General features: G+C 61.4%; 17 protein-coding genes and 1 pseudogene. 16 read left to right on the forward strand and 2 right to left on the reverse strand.

Annotated elements, in window-relative coordinates:
• The first annotated feature begins 9 nt into the window (after nt 1-9).
• The 13 genes from nikC to IB279_RS18570 all read left to right on the forward strand — a co-directional run bounded on the left by nikC (nt 10) and on the right by IB279_RS18570 (nt 13,834).
• A complete protein-coding gene (nikC, locus tag IB279_RS18510) occupies nt 10-912 on the forward strand; it encodes a nickel transporter permease (protein ID WP_113187545.1) in 903 nt (300 codons plus the stop codon).
• Nucleotides 909-1,760 (forward strand): ABC transporter ATP-binding protein, encoded by an 852-nt coding sequence (locus IB279_RS18515; protein WP_113187544.1) that lies wholly within the window; start codon nt 909-911, stop codon nt 1,758-1,760. The genes nikC and IB279_RS18515 overlap by 4 nt, the downstream gene beginning before the upstream one ends.
• Nucleotides 1,757-2,521: an ABC transporter ATP-binding protein gene (locus IB279_RS18520; protein ID WP_060583688.1), complete on the forward strand. Its 765-nt coding sequence runs from the start codon at nt 1,757-1,759 to the stop codon at nt 2,519-2,521. Before IB279_RS18515 ends, IB279_RS18520 begins: the two co-directional genes overlap by 4 nt.
• A 409-nt stretch (nt 2,522-2,930) precedes the next feature.
• Nucleotides 2,931-3,926 carry an MsnO8 family LLM class oxidoreductase gene (locus IB279_RS18525; protein ID WP_192339493.1) on the forward strand — a complete coding sequence of 332 codons (996 nt, stop codon included), beginning with the start codon at nt 2,931-2,933 and terminating at the stop codon, nt 3,924-3,926.
• A gap of 21 nt (nt 3,927-3,947) precedes the next feature.
• Nucleotides 3,948-5,297 carry an LLM class flavin-dependent oxidoreductase gene (locus IB279_RS18530; protein WP_113188554.1) on the forward strand — a complete coding sequence of 450 codons (1,350 nt, stop codon included), beginning with the start codon at nt 3,948-3,950 and terminating at the stop codon, nt 5,295-5,297.
• Between the two features lie 22 nt (nt 5,298-5,319).
• On the forward strand, nt 5,320-6,507 hold the full coding sequence (locus IB279_RS18535) for a M20 aminoacylase family protein (RefSeq protein ID WP_113188564.1): 1,188 nt from the start codon (nt 5,320-5,322) through the stop codon (nt 6,505-6,507).
• Nucleotides 6,508-6,517: 10 nt separating this feature from the next.
• Complete coding sequence (locus IB279_RS18540) at nt 6,518-7,081, forward strand: GNAT family N-acetyltransferase (RefSeq protein ID WP_083523748.1); 564 nt, start codon at nt 6,518-6,520, stop codon at nt 7,079-7,081.
• A gap of 42 nt (nt 7,082-7,123) precedes the next feature.
• Nucleotides 7,124-8,899 carry an amino acid ABC transporter permease/ATP-binding protein gene (locus IB279_RS37840; RefSeq protein ID WP_192339495.1) on the forward strand — a complete coding sequence of 592 codons (1,776 nt, stop codon included), beginning with the start codon at nt 7,124-7,126 and terminating at the stop codon, nt 8,897-8,899.
• A gap of 72 nt (nt 8,900-8,971) precedes the next feature.
• Nucleotides 8,972-9,916 (forward strand): ABC transporter substrate-binding protein, encoded by a 945-nt coding sequence (locus IB279_RS18550; RefSeq protein ID WP_060608619.1) that lies wholly within the window; start codon nt 8,972-8,974, stop codon nt 9,914-9,916.
• A 68-nt stretch (nt 9,917-9,984) separates the two neighbouring features.
• Complete coding sequence (locus IB279_RS18555; protein WP_113188556.1) at nt 9,985-10,920, forward strand: ABC transporter substrate-binding protein; 936 nt, start codon at nt 9,985-9,987, stop codon at nt 10,918-10,920.
• Between the two features lie 11 nt (nt 10,921-10,931).
• The gene (locus tag IB279_RS18560) at nt 10,932-11,963 is read left to right on the forward strand and encodes an LLM class flavin-dependent oxidoreductase (protein ID WP_113188557.1); all 1,032 of its coding nucleotides are present in this window, start codon (nt 10,932-10,934) and stop codon (nt 11,961-11,963) included.
• 44 nt (nt 11,964-12,007) lie between these two features.
• Complete coding sequence (locus IB279_RS18565) at nt 12,008-12,604, forward strand: 2-hydroxychromene-2-carboxylate isomerase (RefSeq protein WP_113188558.1); 597 nt, start codon at nt 12,008-12,010, stop codon at nt 12,602-12,604.
• 39 nt (nt 12,605-12,643) lie between these two features.
• Nucleotides 12,644-13,834: a cystathionine beta-lyase gene (locus IB279_RS18570; RefSeq protein ID WP_113188559.1), complete on the forward strand. Its 1,191-nt coding sequence runs from the start codon at nt 12,644-12,646 to the stop codon at nt 13,832-13,834.
• 110 nt (nt 13,835-13,944) lie between these two features.
• Here the strand turns inward: IB279_RS18570 and IB279_RS37700 are convergent, their stop codons facing one another.
• Nucleotides 13,945-14,070, reverse strand: a complete 126-nt coding sequence (locus IB279_RS37700; RefSeq protein WP_256439272.1) for a hypothetical protein — start codon at nt 14,068-14,070, stop codon at nt 13,945-13,947.
• A 657-nt stretch (nt 14,071-14,727) separates the two neighbouring features.
• On the opposite strand from IB279_RS37700, the gene IB279_RS18575 reads away from it, so the two are divergent.
• The 3 genes and pseudogenes from IB279_RS18575 to IB279_RS37245 all read left to right on the forward strand — a co-directional run.
• On the forward strand, nt 14,728-14,910 hold the full coding sequence (locus IB279_RS18575) for a hypothetical protein (RefSeq protein ID WP_090297626.1): 183 nt from the start codon (nt 14,728-14,730) through the stop codon (nt 14,908-14,910).
• A gap of 341 nt (nt 14,911-15,251) precedes the next feature.
• The gene (locus tag IB279_RS18580; RefSeq protein ID WP_060608598.1) at nt 15,252-15,476 is read left to right on the forward strand and encodes a hypothetical protein; all 225 of its coding nucleotides are present in this window, start codon (nt 15,252-15,254) and stop codon (nt 15,474-15,476) included.
• A gap of 1,057 nt (nt 15,477-16,533) precedes the next feature.
• Nucleotides 16,534-16,605, forward strand: a pseudogene (locus tag IB279_RS37245) (transcriptional regulator); the annotation flags it as partial.
• A gap of 61 nt (nt 16,606-16,666) precedes the next feature.
• Here the strand turns inward: IB279_RS37245 and IB279_RS18585 are convergent.
• Nucleotides 16,667-17,563 (reverse strand): SMP-30/gluconolactonase/LRE family protein, encoded by an 897-nt coding sequence (locus IB279_RS18585; protein ID WP_113188560.1) that lies wholly within the window; start codon nt 17,561-17,563, stop codon nt 16,667-16,669.
• Between the last annotated feature and the right edge of the window lie 97 nt (nt 17,564-17,660).

Consider the following 17,660-nt stretch of genomic DNA (forward strand, 5'->3'; position numbering starts at 1 on the left):
GAGGCCACCATGACCGCCATCAATCTCACCCATGCCGAGACCCGCCGCCAGCTTCGGCGCGCGCGCCTCGGTGAATTCACCAAATTCGCCCGCCGTTTTGCCGGTAATCCGCTTGGCATGATCGGCCTTGCCATCCTCGGTGTGCTCATGGCGAGCGCAGTCTTTGCGCCACTTCTCGCGACCCATGATCCCTACCTGCCCGATCTCGTGCATCGCCTTTCGCCGCCGAGCTTTAAGAATTGGCTCGGCACGGACGAGCTGGGTCGTGATATCTTCTCCCGCATGCTCTACGGCGCCCGGCTGACACTGCTCATCGTGGGGCTGGTCGTGGCGACATCTGCACCGATCGGCCTCATTATCGGCGCGGTGGCGGGAACGTCGGGCGGCTGGGTCGATGCGGTGTTCATGCGCATCACCGACGTTTTCCTTGCCGTCCCGAAACTGCTACTGGCGCTTGCATTTGTTGCCGCGCTCGGGCCTGGGATCGTCAATGCGGCGCTGGCGATCACGCTCACCGCCTGGCCGCCCTATGCGCGGCTGGCGCGGGCTGAAGCACTGATCGTGCGCGACAGTGACTATGTCAACGCCGTCAGGCTGGCCGGCGGGTCAGAGTTCCGCGTCGTCTTTCGCCATATCATGCCGATGTGCCTCTCCTCGGTTATCGTGCGCATGACGCTCGACATGGCCGGCATTATTCTGACGGCCGCTGGTCTCGGCTTCATCGGCCTTGGCGCGCAGCCGCCGCTGCCGGAATGGGGCGCAATGATCTCGACTGGCCGCAAGTTCATTTTCGATCAATGGTGGGTGGCAACGATGCCTGGTCTTGCGATCTTCATCGTTAGCCTCGGCTTCAACCTTCTGGGCGATGCCATGCGCGACCTGCTCGACCCGCATTTGAGGAGGCGCGCATGAGCGAGACGCTTGTCACCGTGGAAAACTTGCGCATCGCCTTTGCCGGCGAGGGCCGCACAATGATCGAGGCGGTTAAGGGCGTCTCCTTCGAAGTCGGCCGGGAAAAGCTCGGCATCGTCGGCGAAAGCGGCTCGGGAAAAAGTCTCTCCAGCCGCGCTCTGATGGGCGTTCTGCCGGAGCATGCGCGCGTCTCGGCTGATGTGATGTCCTTTGACGGCATCAACCTGCTTACGGCTTCGCCGCGCGTACGTCGGCAGTTGCGTGGCAATCGCATGGGCATGATCCTGCAGGATCCGAAATTCTCGCTCAACCCGGTCATGTGTGTCGGCAAGCAGATCGCCGAGGCGATCCGGCTCGGTGCCCGATCGCTGCCGGCAGCAAAGGTGCGACAGAAAGTGCTTGACGTGTTGGAGGCGGTGCATATCCGCGCGCCGGAGCGCGTCTACGACCTCTATCCACACGAACTCTCTGGCGGCATGGGCCAGCGGGTGATGATCGCCATGATGGTGGTGCGCGAGCCGGAACTGCTGATCGCTGACGAACCCACCTCCGCCCTCGACGTTACCGTGCAGTTGCAGGTGCTCGAGATCATGGACGAACTGGTCAGGCGCCGCGGCATGGGCCTTGTCTTCATCAGCCACGACCTCAATCTCGTCTCGCGTTTCTGCGACCGGGTCCTCGTCATGTACGCCGGCCGGATCGTCGAGACGCTGGATGCGCGGCGCATGCACGAGGCGGTCCATCCCTATACGCGGGGCCTGCTCGCCTGCCTGCCCGCCATCGACGGGCCGCTGACACCACTGCCAACTCTCGCGCGCGACGCAAGCTGGGGAGAGGCCCGCCCATGATCCGCATCGACAATCTCAGCGTCCATTTCGGCAGCGCCGTCGCGGTGCAGAACGTCAGCCTCTCAGTGGAGAGCGGCGAGAGTTTCGGTCTCGTCGGCGAAAGCGGCTCGGGCAAATCGACCGTCTTGCGCACAGTCATGGGTCTCAATCGCCATTGGACCGGTGATATCCACATCGGCGGTATAGATCGGCGCAAGGGAAGGCGGCGCGACCTCGTGCGCGTGGCGCAGATGGTGTTCCAAGATCCCTATGCCTCGCTTCATCCCCGCTACACGGTCGGCCAGGCCATCGCCGAGCCGATGCTGATCAACCGCATGTCGGATGTGGATGCGCGCACGGTCGAGTTGCTGGAGATGATCGGGCTGACGGCGGCACACCGGTTTCGCTTCCCGCACGAACTTTCCGGCGGCCAACGCCAGCGCGTGGCGATCGCCCGCGCACTGTCGCTATCCCCAAGGGTGCTCCTGCTCGATGAGCCGACTTCGGCCCTCGACGTTTCGGTCCAGGCTGAAATCCTCAACCTCCTGAACCGCCTTCGTCGTGAACTTAAGCTGACCTTTGTCATCGTCAGCCACGATCTCGCGGTCATCTCCTATATGTGCGATCGATTGATGGTGATGCAGAACGCCCGTGCAGTCGAAACGCTGACGCGCGCGCAATTGCGCGCCGGCGACATGCAGCACGGCTATACCCGCACACTCTTTCGCGCGAGCCATCGCGATCGTACGGTTGGGCGCGCTGCGGCCGAAGCTGGTTGTTGAGGATGAGCGCTCTGCGGCGTTTTTGCCAAAGCTCGTACAGAATGTGTTCGTCTCATCCAGGCGTTGGCAGCCGCCGGCATTGCCGTAGTGTTGGTCGTCCTGATCAGATCGCGTCAGCCGCATGCCACACGGTTTCAAGACGTTGAACCTGGTGAAGCAGCGCCTTGCAGAGCCAACGCCGGTCGCCTTCGCCATGATCCCGTCAGTCCCGGCGGCATGACGACAGATGTTATGGTTCGACAGCGCCTAGCAGAGGCGGCTTCCGGCACAGCGAAAACTGCATCCTGTTGCGTGATGAGAGCAACAGCTTTTCCCGTTTCGGGCAGCCAAAGAGAACGTCATTCCTATAATCTATAAAAATTATGTATTTAATGTATTGATGTGATCAACCGTGGTGGAACTGCAAACCATGCCCTATCTGCTCAGCCTTCTCGACAAGAGCCCGGTCGATCCTGGTGGCACGCCGACACAGGCGCTGCATGCGACGGCTAACCTTGCTGCCAAGGCTGAAGAATGGGGCTACCACCGCTTCTGGGTCGCCGAGCACCACAACATCGCCGGCCTCGCGAGTTCCGCACCTGAGATCTTGATCGCTCATCTCCTCGCCAAGACGTCGAAGATCCGTATCGGTTCCGGCGGCGTCATGCTGCAGCACTATAGTGCCTACAAGGTCGCCGAGACGTTCAACCTGCTTGCCAGTCTCGCACCGTCCCGGGTCGATCTCGGTGTCGGCAAGGCACCCGGTGGTTTTCCGTTTTCGACCAGGGCGTTGCAGGTTGGCGTTGATCCGGCTTTGCGGCCGAGCTTTCCCGAGCAGCTGGCCGACCTCAACCGCTACTTGCTGGCAGGAGGTAGCGAAGCTTCGGAGCTGTTGGCGACGCCGCTGCCGCCGGTCGCACCGGACCGTTTCTTGCTGGGAGCAAGCGTCGATAGCGCATTGCTCGCTGCCGAAAAGGGCTGGAAGCTCGTCTTTGCCGGTCACCTCAACGGTGATCCGGAAAACCTGCAGAGAACCTTCGACGCCTATGACCGCGCAACGAACGGCGATCGGCCGCTTCTTGCTCTTGCAGCTTTCGCGGCCGAAAGCGAACAGCGGGCGCGCGAGCGCGTCGCGGACCTGAAAATCTTCAAGGTGCTGCTTGCAAATGGCCAGAGCGTCAATGTCGGCAGCGAGGAGCAAGCTGCCGAATTCGCCCGCCAGGCCGGCATCGCCGACTACCGCGTCGAAGAGAAGACGCCGAGCGTGCTCACCGGTACTTCGCGCCAGGTTCGCCAGGAACTCGATGATCTGCACCGACGCTACGGCATCAAGGAATTCGTCATCGACACCCCCGCAGTCAGCGCCAGCGAGCGCTTCGCCTCGATCGAACTCATCGCGCGCGAACGGGTTTCGCTCGCCGCCTGAATTTTCCCTGAAGGATTTGCCATGACCAAGAAGAACGTGACTTTCGGTATCATGCTGCAAGGGCCGGGCGGGCACATGAACGCCTGGAAGCATCCAAGCGGCCCGGCGGACGCAAGCGTCAACTTCGACTTCTTCGTCGAAACGGCGCGAAAGGCGGAGGCCGCCGGCATCGCCTTTGCCTTCGTTGCCGATGGCCTCTACATCAACGAGCAGTCGATCCCGCATTTCCTTAACCGCTTCGAGCCGCTGACCATCCTGTCGGCGCTCGCCGCTTCGACGTCTAAGATCGGCCTGGTCGGCACGGTTTCGACCTCCTACAGCGACCCGTTCACCATCGCTCGCCAGTTTGCCTCGCTCGACCTCTTGAGCGGTGGCCGCGCCGGTTGGAATGCGGTGACATCGCCGCTCGAAGGCTCCGGCCGCAACTACGGACGCGAACATCCGGAACATGAGCTGCGTTACGAGATCGCCGACGAGTATCTCGATGCGATCAAGGGGCTGTGGGACAGTTGGGACGATGATGCCTTCGTGCGTGACCGGACAACCGGCGTTTACGCCGACAAGACGAAGCTGCGTCGGCTCAACCACAAGGGACGGTTCTTCCGGATCGAAGGGCCGCTCAACATCGAGCGCTCCAGGCAGGGACAGCCGGTGGTGTTTCAGGCAGGCGCCTCCGATTCCGGCGTCCGGCTTGCGGGTAAACATGCCGATGCCGTCTTCACCAATGGCGGCCCGATCGAGGACGCCAGGACATTCTACAAGCAGGTCAAGCAAAGTGCTGTGGCGCAGGGACGCAGCGCTGCGGAGATCGGCATCTTCCCGGGCATCGGCCCGATCGTCGGGGCTACGGCCGAGGAGGCGGAGGCGAAGTACCGCGCGATCCGTGATCTCGTGACGATCGAGGAGGCGTTGCTCTATCTCGGTCGCTTCTTCGATCATCACGACTTCAGCGCCTATCCGCTGGACGCGCCGTTTCCGGATATCGGGGATGTCGGCAAGAACAGTTTTCGGGCGACGACCGATCGCATCAAGAAGACGGCGCGCGAAACCGGAGCGACCCTGCGCGAGATCGCGCTCGATGTCGCAACCCCGAGAACTGCCTTCATCGGCACGGCCGAACATATCGCCAAGGAAATCATCCGCTGGATCGACGAGGATGCTGCCGACGGCTTCATCCTCGGCTTCCCGGTGATTGCCGAAGGTCTCGCCGATTTCGCCGCGCATGTGCTGCCGATCCTGGAGCGTCGTGGCTATTTCAAGCCGAGGCTCGAGGGCGAAACACTGCGCGATCATCTGGGGCTCTCCTATCGCGAGAGCCGCTACGCCGCCCCGGCGGCGGATGTCGCGCGCGGAAGGGCCGTCGGGGCCTGACGGCGTCGGCGGAGACGGACCCATGAACCTCATCCTCACCGATACCCAGAGATCTGCCGCCGTCGAACGTGGCCTTGCCACCTTCATCGACGAGATCGTCGCGATAAGGCGCGACCTCCACCAGCACCCGGAACTCGCTTTCCAGGAAAAGCGCACCAGCAGCGTGGTCGGCGATCTACTCGCCTCCTGGGGGTATGAGGTCAGCCGCGGTATCGCCGGAACCGGTATCGTCGCCACGCTCCGGGGTGGACAAGGCGAGAAGGCGATCGGTCTGCGCGCGGACATGGACGCGCTGCCGATCGAGGAAGCGACCGGGCTAGCCTATGCCAGCCGCCACAAGGGGGTCATGCACGCCTGCGGCCATGATGGGCATACGGCGATCCTGCTCGCCGCTGCCCGGTTTCTCGCGACCGAGGGGCGTTTCGACGGCACGTTGAGGCTGATCTTCCAGCCGGCCGAGGAAATCGGCGCGGGCGCCCGCAAGATGCTGTCGGAGGGCCTGTTTGAACGCTTCCCCGTGGACGCGGTTTTCGGCCTGCACAACTGGCCGGGGGTGACGGCCGGCCGTTTCGGCTTCGTCTCCGGGCCGGCCATGGCCTCTGTCGATCAGGCAAACATTATCATCGTCGGCAAGGGGGGACATGGGGCCGAGCCGCATCTGACTGTCGATCCGGTGCTGGCGACGGCATCGCTGATCACTGCGCTGCAAAGCCTGGTGTCGCGCAATGTTGATCCGCAGGACATGGCCGTCGTCACGGTCGGCTCCATTCACGGTGGCCAGGCATCGAACGTCATACCCGAGAGCGTTTCGCTGAAGCTCACTCTACGCGCCTTCGACGGCGATGTCCGGCGCCTGCTCGGGGAACGTGTCCAGGCACTGGCGCGGGCACAGGCCGAGAGCTTCGGTGCAAAGGCTGAGGTCGACTACAAGCTGGGCTTTCCGGCGCTGGTCAACCACCCGGACGAAACGGCCTTCGCCCGCAACGTGGCGCTCCAGGCTCTTGGCCCCGAGGCGGTCGTCGCCGACTTCAGGCCGCGCACCGCCAGCGAAGACTTCGCATTCTTCCTGGAGGAGAAGGCCGGCAACTACGCCTTCGTCGGCAACGGCGACAGCGCGTCCCTCCACAGCGCTCAATACGACTTCAACGACGCGATCATCGCACCGGCGGCCCGCTACTGGGTTCGGCTGGTGGAAACCTTCCTCGCATGACGACCATGGGATGGCGAAAGACATGAGCGACACGTTTCTCTACACCACACCCCTCGATCCGCGTGCCAAGCCGCTGATCGACGAACTTATCTTTGAGTATGACAGCCGCTACGGCACCTACTTCAGCGAAGAAGGGGCGGCCGCCGAGATGAATCGCTATCCGCCGGAAGATTTTGCGCCACCGCACGGCAACTTCGTGTTGTTGATCCGCGACGGGCAAGCGATCGGTGGCGGCGCCTTCAAGAACTACGACGACCGCACCGCCGAGTTCAAGCGCATCTGGACGCGGTCGGATTTGCGCCGCCAGGGTCTGGCGCGAAAGGTGCTGCTCGAGCTCGAAGCGCAGGCGGCGCGGCAAGGCTATTCACGCATCTATCTGACGACCGGATTTCGCCAGCCCGAAGCCGTCGGCCTCTACCTTGCAAACGGCTACACCGCGCTCTTTGACGTCAAGGCCGATCCCGAGGTCTACAAGACGCTGCCGTTCGAGAAGGACATCACGCATCTCCTCGTGTCGCTCGAGCTCATCGGCGACACGCCGCCGTCAAAGCCCCAAGCCGTGAACCACATCTAGCACCAACGGCCGCCTCAACAGATTTCAGGAGAGGAATCCATCATGGCAGTTCTGACCGATCTCGCCGGCGTGCCCGGCACCAGGCGGAGCAGCGAGCCGAACCCCGGCTACGCCCACTACCGCATCGTGCCGGCGCGCCACCCGGGGCGTGCGCTCGGGACGCTCTTTGCGGCTCTCGTCATTGCCGGCGTGCTTTATTCGGTCTTGACCAATCCGCGCTGGGGATGGCCGGTCTTCGCGCAGTGGTTTTTTGCCGAACCGGTCCTGGCAGGCCTCGGCCGCACCCTGCTTCTGACGGCGCTTGCGACCGTTTCCGGCTCGCTGCTTGGAACGGCGCTGGCGCTCGCCCGCGTATCGCGGTCGCCGCTGCTGTCGGGTCTTTCCTTCGGCTACATCTGGCTTCTTCGTTCCATCCCGCTGATCGTGCTGCTGCTGGTGCTCAACAATCTCGGCTATCTCTACGAGACGATCAGCATCGGCGTGCCATTTATCGACGCCGTGTGGTTCAACTACCCGACGACGCAGCTTCTCACCCCCTTTGCCGCGGCTTTTCTGGGGCTGACCCTTAACCAGGCTGCCTTCTTCGCCGAGATCGTGCGCGGCGGCATACTGGCCGTCGACCAGGGACAGCATGAGGCGGCAGCAGCTCTCGGCCTGCCTCGCCACCGCCAGGCCTTTCGCATCGTGCTCCCGCAGGCCATGCGCTCGATCCTGCCCACGGGCTTCAACGAGATCATCGGTCTGGCGAAGAGTACGTCGATGGTCTACGTCCTGGCGTTGCCCGAGCTCTTCTATACGGTCCAGGTCATCTACCGCCGCAATCTCGAAGTCATCCCGCTGCTGATGGTCGCGACCGTCTGGTACCTGGTTATCATGACCGGGCTGTCGATTGCCCAGCACTACATCGAGCGCTATTTTTCAAAGGGGGCTGTCCGCAATCCGGTGCCCCTGCCGTTCCAGGCGCTGATCGCACGTTTCCGCCGACCGTTGCCGGATGTCGCGCCCCAGACCACTGCAGTGGTCAAGACCGGCTTTCGCGACGCGCAGGCCTTCCGCTCCGGCGGTGCCGTGCATGTGCATGGCATCTCCAAGAGTTTCGGATCTCTCAAGGTTCTGGATGACGTCGAGCTGAACCTTAGGGCAGGCAGCGTCACCGCCATTCTCGGTCCCTCCGGTTCGGGCAAGTCCACGCTGCTTCGAACGATCAATCATCTCGAACGCGTCGACGACGGCTTCATCTCGATCGACGATGAACTCGTCGGCTACAACCAGAAGGGCGATACCCTCTACGAGCTCAAGGAAAAGGACATCCTGAAGCGTCGCGCCGATATCGGCATGGTGTTCCAGAATTTCAATCTTTTCCCCCACTTGACCGTTCTCGAAAACCTGATTGAAGCGCCGCTCTACGTGCGCGGCCTTGGGCGAGACGAGGCGGTACGCATTGCCCAGGAACTGCTCGCTCGCATCGGCTTGAGCGATAAGATCAATGCCTATCCGCGACAGCTCTCGGGCGGGCAGCAACAGCGCGTCGCGATCGCCCGTGCCTTGGCCCTCAAACCGAAGGTGCTGCTCTTCGACGAGCCGACCTCCGCACTTGATCCGGAACTCGTCGGCGAAGTGCTGGATGTGATCAAGGAACTGTCGCGAACCGGCACGACGTTGGTGATTGTCACCCATGAAGTCGGCTTTGCCCGGGAGGTTGCCGACACCGTGGTCTTCATGGAGGCGGGCCGGGTGCTGGAAGCAGGTCCGCCGGCCGAGATCTTCACGCATGCGAAACATCAGCGCACCCGCGAGTTCCTAGCGCGCGTTCTCTAAAGGACCCTGGCTGCCTGTCCCATAGGCGAGGTGTGCCGAAATAATCAACCAAGGATTGAAAAGGAGCAGAAAATGAGAATGCTTGACACTGCAAAGTTGCTGCTTGCTGGCGTCGTCACCGCTGCGACGCTCGGTATCGCCACGGCCTATGCCGAGGAAAAGTTTGACCTCAGCCCCGATACCTCCAACCGCATTCGTACCGAAAAGAACGAGGCGGCGGTCAAGGCGATCGCTCCCGACTTCAAGTTCGTCAACCCTGGCAAGTTCACCGTTGCCGTCAACCCGTGGGATCCGCCGATTGCGACCTATGCCTCCGACTCCAAGACCGTGGTCGGTGCCGATCCGGATATCGCTTCGCTTCTCGCCGACTCGTTCGGGCTTGAGCTGGAGCTTGTTCCCGTCGCCTGGGCGGACTGGCCGCTCGGCGTCAGCTCCGGCAAGTACGATGCTGTCATCAGCAACGTCACGGTGACGGAGGAACGCAAGGAGAAGTTCGATTTCTCCACCTACCGCAAGGACGTGCTCGGTTTCTTCGTCAAGTCTGACAGCAAGATCAACGAGATCAAGGAACCGAAGGACGTTGCCGGGCTCAAGGTGATCACCGGTGCCGGCACCAACCAGGAGAAGATCATCCTGGAGTGGGATAGGCAGAACGTCGCCGCCGGGCTGAAGCCGATCGAGGTGCAGTATTACGACGACCGCGCCGCCGGCGACTTGGCGCTTCAATCCGGGCGTGCCGATGTCGAGTTCAATCCCAACGCGACGAGAGCCTATGCCGCTTCGATCAAGAACGACACCAAGGTGGTGGGCATCGCCAGCGGTGGCTGGCCGCTGACCGCCGAAATCGCCGTCACAACGCGAAAAGGGGCGGGCCTTGCCGATGCCGTCACCATCGCGCTCAACGATCTCATCAAGAGCGGCAAATACGGCGAAGTGCTGAAGCGCTGGAGCCTCGGGGCCGAGGCCGTCGACGCGGCTCAGACCAACCCGCCCGGCTTGCCGAAGAGCGGTTCCTGATCCGACCTCAGCGGACCGGTGGCGTTGCCGCCGGTCCGGCTTCCGCACTTCATCCGGAGACCTACAGCATGAACGGCACGTCCCGCCTTCGCACTCTTCTTGCTGCCGCTGCGGCAGCTCTTCTTCATGTCGGCTCGGCGCAGGCCGATGCCGGCTTTGATCTCAGCCCCGAACAGTCCGGTCAAGTCCATGCCGTTCGCAATGAAACCGCGGTCGCGGCCATCCCCGCGGACTTCAAGTTTGTCACGCCAGGCAAGTTCACGGTCGCCGTCAGTCCGGGCGGGCCGCCGCTTGCCACCTATGCGACCGACGCACGCACGGTGATCGGCGCCGATCCGGAATATGCCGGTGCGGTCGCCAAAAGCCTGGGCCTCGAGCTTGAGCTTGTCCCCGTCGCCTGGATCGACTGGCCGCTTGGATTGACCTCCGGCAAATACGACGCAGTTATCTCCAATGTCGGCGTCACCGAGCAGCGTAAGGAGAAGTTCGACTTTTCGACCTATCGCCAGGGCCTGCATGGCTTCTTCGTCAAATCCGATAGCGGCATCACTTCGATCAAGGAGCCGAAGGATGCAGCGGGTCTCAGGATCATCGTCGGTGCCGGCACGAACCAGGAGCGCATCCTGCTCAAATGGAGCGACGAGAACGTTGCGGCCGGTCTGAAGCCGTTGGAGTTGCAATACTACGACGACGAGGCGACGAGCCTGGTGGCGCTTGCCTCCGGTCGCGCCGACGTCATCGTTCAGCCGCACGCGCAGCTCGTCTTCATTGCCGCCCGGGACAACAACATCAAGCGTGTCGGTACGCTAAGCGCTGGTTGGCCGGAGCGTTCGGACGTGGCGATCACAACGCGCAAGGGCAGTGGGCTCGCCAGCGCTCTGACGATCGCCACCAACGGTCTGATTGCGGATGGCACCTACGGCAAGGTTCTGGAGCGTTGGCACCTCCAGGAGGAAGCTTTGCCGAAATCCGAGACCAATCCACCCGGCCTTCCGAAATTCTAGGGAGCCTTGAAGTGACGCGAAACAAGATATCGATCAGTCATATCGGCTTCCTGAGCCCGGGCAATTACCCGGCGGACGACCCGTTGGATGGGCTGGAGAAGACCTTGGCGCTGCTGCAGTATGGCGAGGCGCTCGGTTTTGCCAGTGCCTGGGTGCGCCAGCGACACCTGGAGCCCGGCATATCGTCGGCGGCCGCTTTTCTCGCTGCCGCGACGCAAAGGACGAGCCGCATTGAGCTTGGCACTGCGGTTATTCCGATCGGCTATGAGAGCCCGTACCGGCTGGCAGAGGATCTCTCGACCGTCGATGTGCTCTCTCGCGGTCGTCTGAACATCGGTCTCAGTGCCGGCCGCCCCTTGCATGTCGATCTGATCGGCCGCCTCGTCTTCGACGATGGCTGGGAGAATTTCGACTTCACACATGGGCGGGTTTTGCGCTTTGTCGATAATCTGCGCAGCCGACCGATCGGCGACGAAGACACCTTCATCAAGACGCCGTTCGGCCCGCAGCGCCCGCGGCTCCAGCCCCATGCCAAGGGACTGACGGACCGGATCTGGTATGGCGGCGGCTCGCTGAAGTCTGCCGGATGGGCAGGGCGCAACGATCTCAACCTTCTGATCGGCAATGTCACGACCGGGGAAGGGACCGACGATTTCTTCCTCGCGCAGCGGCGGCAGCTCGAAACCTATCGCGCGGCGGGCGGTACGGAGAGGAGGGTCGCGCTTGGCCGGGTCATTGTTCCGTTGGATGGTGCGGACAAAAAAACGCGCAAGCGCTATCTCGACTACGCGGCCGCGCGCACCGAACGAACGCTGACGCCGCAGGGCGAGCGGCGCACGCTCTATGCCCGCGACCTTGTGGGCACGTCCGACGAGATCCTCGAACGGTTGTTTGCAGACCCGGTCCTGCCGCATGTCCGCGAACTCAGGCTCGAACTTCCCTACGAATTCGAGGACGAGGATTACCGCCAGATCGTCCATGACTTTGTTGCCCGCATCGCTCCGGAGCTCGGATGGTCGCCGGCCGACCAGAAAGCAGCCTAGAAACGGGGGTCCGATGTGGGGCCTCGCAATACAGGAACATATGAGTGCCAAAGACGATCGACTACTTCTTCTCCATCGGCTCGCCCTGGTCCTATATCGGATTCGACACCTTTGTTGGCCTTGCGAGCCGCAATGGCGCAGAGATCAGGCCGTACTTGACCACTGTCGTCGAAGAGAACGGGGGCATTTTCTCCCGAAATCGACCGGATGTCCGCCGCGCCTATGGGACGCGCGACCTCAAACGGTGGGCCCCTGTGCGCGGCAAGCCGCTCCTCCTGGAAAACCGACCGGTCCTCGCTGACCCGACGCCGTCATCGCTGATCGTGATTGCGGCCTTTCTCGATGGGAAGGACTGGATCGGCCTCACAAGGGCGCTGCAGCATGCCTTCTGGGCCGAGGCCAAGGACATCGGCAGTCCGGATGTACGCGAAGAGATTGCGCAGGCCGCGGGCCTTGACGGCGCGGCCCTCGCACGGCGCGAGGCGGATGACGATGTCAAGGCAAAGTGGGCTGAGGATCGTAATCACGCTGTTGCAAGCGGCGTGTTCGGGTTCCCGACCTATCGCTATGATGATGAGCTTTATTGGGGACAGGACAACCTGTCCTTCCTCGAGCGCCATCTGGCCGGTGATCGGCCATAGTATCCAAATCGAGCCTCCTTCCTTCAAAGGCATGCGATCATGAATGACAAAGCAAACGCCGGCGTCAAGCCAGGTCCGCAAACCCAGTTGATCAAGGCCGGATATGACCCGGCCAGCCAGCGCGGCTTTATCAATCCACCTGTCGTCCACGGGTCAACGGTGCTTTTTCCGGACGCGCTGACGATGGAAACGCACGGGCAGAAATACACCTATGGCACACGCGGCACGCCAACCACGGACGCGCTGTGCGATGCGATCAACGAACTGGAGGGGGCCGCTGGCACGATCCTCGTGCCATCAGGTCTTGCCGCCGTCACGGTGCCACTGCTTGCCTATCTCTCTCCCGGCGATCATGCGCTGATTGTCGATTCCGTCTATGGCAATGTCCGCCAGTTCTGCGACGTCATGCTGGCACGCCTGAACATCGAAGTGGACTACTACGACCCCTCGTTAGGAGCGGACATCGAGCCCCTTTTCAAGCCGAACACGCGTCTCGTGCACACTGAGGCACCGGGCTCCAACACGTTCGAGATCCAGGACATTCCCGCCATCGCCGCCGTGGCCCACCGTCGCGGCGCGCTCGTCACGATGGATAACACCTGGGCGACACCGCTCTATTTCAGGCCGCTCGACTTCGGGGTCGATGTTTCCATCCAGGCCTCCACCAAATATCCAGCTGGCCACGCCGACATCCTGTTCGGAACGGTGTCGGCGAATGCCGAACACTGGCCGCGCTTGAAGGAAGTAAACGGGTTGCTTGGTCTTTGTGCCGCACCCGATGATGCCTACCAGGTCCTTCGAGGCCTGCGGACACTGGGAATCCGACTGCAGCGACACCAGACGAGCGCCTTTGAGATCGCCAACTGGCTTGAAGGTCGCAACGACGTCGCACGCGTACTGCATCCCGGCCTTCCGAGTTTTCCGGGGTACGAGATCTGGAAGCGTGATTTCAAGGGCGCGAGTGGTGTCTTTTCGTTTGTTCTTCGCGCAGAGCATGAAGACAGGTTTAAAGCGAAAGCCCAGGCGTTTTTGGATGCCTTATCGATCTTCGGCTTGGGATATTCCTGGGGCGGATTTGCTTCCCTCGCGCTTCACGTCAATCTTGACGAGCGCAAGGTGACGCCCGTGCCGACCGACGGGCCCGTCCTGCGCCTCCAAATCGGACTGGAAGATGTCGACGACCTCAAGGCGGATCTGGAGCAGGCACTCGCGGCTGCTCGAGCAGCCTAGCAGGAGTGTTTTCATCGAAATCGAAATCGCCTCCGTTTTTGGTGCGTTCAAAGTCGCACAATGTCTCGACCTCCACTTGAACCGCTTCCGCACGAGCCGGCGAGCTCTCTTTATGGGCTGAGATAGAAAAGGTCGAAGGCGCAGAAAATGATCTCGCCGGCATCGTGCTGGCTCGGCTTCTTGCCGACGGCGCGCTGCAGCAACCCGGAATACGAGCGGCCCTGTTGGTCGAGCACGACCGTCTCACCGTCGATGGTGAGAGACGCTTACCCGAGCGTGCCCGCCTCGGCGACGATCGATCCGGACTTCTTGGTCCAGTCATTGGCACGCCAAGCAAGCTCGCTCGCAGTTCAGGTCAGCGCAGAGGAACATTCCGCATCCGCGGCCGTTGTTGGCATTGCTGATGATCCACTGCCCAACGGATCAAGGCGGGCCTTCATCGAAATTTTTAAGAATGGAGACCCTTTTGTGTAGCACGGTTGGTATAGCACGCGCGCTCTAGGCCCCGTCGAGAATGACGGGGCCGTTTCGCTTGCCGAATGGCGACTCTAGCGATCTCGCCTGCTTCCCAAGTGCGCCAGGCAAGCCAGCCAGATAGTCCGAACGAGCTGGACATGCTGCAACGCACGTTCGATCGAGTGTGCACCTAGTCCAGCATTGCGCGCTACGGGAGGCGCGCCGAGCAGTTGTCGTGGCATATCGTCGATCAGTTCCCCGAAGGGCTGACTGATGAAGACGCGCTATTTGAGAGCGCGATTTGGTTTGGGCAAAACTCCGACGCCTCGCAATATCACTCAGATGCATAGCGTTCTTACCCGCGCATGAGACCACGCGGTCGCCGATGAGGAACTCGTGACACTCCTGCCCGTTGTCGTTCCGAAAGGAGTACCTAAATGGCCACCAAGGATACCAATGCAAAGCCTGAGCAGGCGAAGCCGAAAGACATCCATCAACCCGCTGATCACAGAAAGCACCGCGACGAGGAGTCGATCGCACCGCCAGCCGTCCAACCTCCTGGCGCCAAGGATACGAGTGAAAAACCGGAGGTGAACCCCGTCACTGGCGTGGCGACCTAGATCCTTCGGGAACGTTTATCTGTTTTGGGAACTGCCTGGCACTTTGGACGTTTCTGCTATGCCGACGACCACACCCCCTGTGGTATCGGCGGGGCTCCATATCGTCCCCCGCAGTGGAGGCCCTGCGCATAGCGCACTCGGTGGCCTCGTCGAGAATGACGGGGTCATTGTGGTGATGGTTCGGCGGCGGCAAGCCTGCCGTTGCATCGATCACTCCCGATTTCTGGGCGTTGACTCTTCCGATTAACCAGAACATTATAAGAACATTCACGGGGATGCGGCCGCCAACCTGAAAACTGAAGACTGAACAAACTCTGGTGCAAACCGGAGAAGGAGAAGACATGCCCGCCCCTCAGGGACAAATCGAGAATGAAGAAGAGGTGGCGGACGAAGCCGCGGCCGCCGTTGCGTGGCACGAGGGCGACAAAGACGCCACGATCCGCACTTTGCTGGACGATTGCCGGCACCTTCGCCAGCAGCTTGTTTTGGCCGAAGGCTCGATGAGCGTTGGTTTTACCCGCGGCTGGCGTCCTCGCCCCGACCGCGAAGCGAGCAACCGGACATGAGCGACGAGGGCACGCCAAAAAAGGCGACCGAAGGCCCTTGTGTACACCTCTGCGAACACCCGGCCTGCAAAAATGGGGCGGCTTCGGCTTCGCCATCGGTAAAGGACCGTCCAAGTGGTTTTGCTTTGAACGCTGGTCTGAGACGTGGCCACATCCAAGCAAACCGAGCGCCAGGCGCTCCTTTCGCCACGGCGGATAGGGCACACCGGACCTAACCGGTGGTTGACGCGGTGGGCGCGCTTGTCGGAATGGTTTCGCGCGCGGATGCGCTTCGATGGCATCGAACAATTGGCAGGAACCTATAATGGTAGCTATGCAAAAAGAAAGCCTCGAGCGGCTTGGCTGAGGCTCAAAGGGAGATGCATGAACGCCATCAGATCGGGTCGGTGGTAGCGTTCATGTCCACCAAACTAAAGCTTTTCCGTGGCCCCTCAATTCCTCTTTCGGATGACTGATCGGTGCCAAAATGCTTAGCTACTGAGAGACTTGACCTGGTCGCAACTATATCGGCAGGAAAGCCCGGGGCTCTGTGAGCCCGACTTCCGCTAAGAACAGCCGGATAAACCGTTCCACGAACGGATTATTTTCTCACTCGGACTTGAAGCCTTGAGCTTCCTTCCAGCGTACAAGTCTTGTGGTGACGCTACTATGCGTGGCGTGCTTGACGGAATGGAGGGAAGCCTCGCGGAGGCATACCGCCTTTCGACTCAGGATCGCAGCCACGATCGGATCGCCGCGATGGTCGCGACCTGTTTGCCGCTCTTTCACGATGCCGTTGTCCCGTATTCGGACCTAGCCAGATCGCTCGACCGCATCGCAGCCGCCGGCGTACCCATGGCCACGTCAGCAACGCTTCTGGCTATTCTGTCGCCGCTGTTGAAGAGCTCGGGTTATTTGAACTTTGGGCGCGGTGGTGCTGTCATGAGGAGCGTGTCCTCAAACCTGAGCCTCGACCACCGGCGTGCTTCCGGGCTTCCTCACCTGCATCGGCCGGAAGTTTCCAGGTGTGGAACTGCAGGTCAGAAGCGGCTCGACGTCAGAGATCATCCGCGGACTGGAGGAGGATCCAACCGCGTCTCGCGACGACATCATCGACATTGCCAGATCGCTGGCGCGACCTGGCAGTTGAGGTGCGGGGGCTCATTGGCGATAGAGCGAGGCGGCGTTAAGTCCAATGAAGGTGTTCCATCTCATCGCCCGAAACGATTTGTTGGCACACCGTGGGCGCCCGGCTGCAGCGCGAAGACCGCACCTTCATGTTGGTTGCGGGCAAGATGCTCGACGCCCATCGTGAAGCGCGCCGACGTAACAAATAGGGTTTCGAACCGCGAACCGCCAAAGGTGCAGCTGGTCGGCCATGAACACGGTAGGTCGACAACGCGATCTATCCTACCATCGGGTGCAAATCGGACCACACATCCGCCGCCGGCGACGCGGCAATTCCAGATGAAGCCTTCAGCATCCACACAGGAGCCGTCAGGCAGACCACGTTCAAAACCAGAAAGTATCGTTTGCCTGTCGTTCAACACTATGGCGTGGGCGTCGAGAGAATAGCTGTAGATCGCGTTGTCTTCGGTATCCGCCGTGATGAGCCGACTATCGTCGGTCCAGATCAGGGTATTGGTAATACCAAACCGATCCTCGGAAACCGGACATAATTTTCCTCGCGCGTAGCGGTAGAGCCTCCCGGTCTTTGCAGACATCGCGATCGGCGTGCCATCGGCAGCGATGTTGTCTTGCATCGTGCCTACCCAGAAGGCCCCATCCGGTGCAACGACACCTTCATTCAATCGGTTGCCCGGCACGTCGGGCTCGACTTCCGCCACGAGACGGAGCTCGCCTCCAAACTCCCATAAGGCGATGGATTTCCGCAATCCGACGATAGCGCCGCCGTCGTCGCGAAGGCCAATTGATGTGACGAGGTCCTGGAACCTCCACTTTTCATGGTTGCCGGTGCTCGGGCAGAGCCGGTGGATCGATTTTCCGACGATGTCGACCCAGCAAAGCTTGTGCGTTCGATCATCCCAGACCGCGCTCTCGCCCACGATGTTTTCCGCCGCGAATGCCACGTCAACTTCAATTTTCATAAGCCCTCCGAGCTGTCCTCAAATTGGTTCTTGACACACAGCTTATCCATAAACTATGACTCGGTTCAATTCAACCTGTCCGACAGGTTTTACCAAA

The organism is Ensifer sp. ENS06 (assembly GCF_014852205.1).
GTDB classification, from domain to species: domain Bacteria; phylum Pseudomonadota; class Alphaproteobacteria; order Rhizobiales; family Rhizobiaceae; genus Ensifer; species Ensifer adhaerens.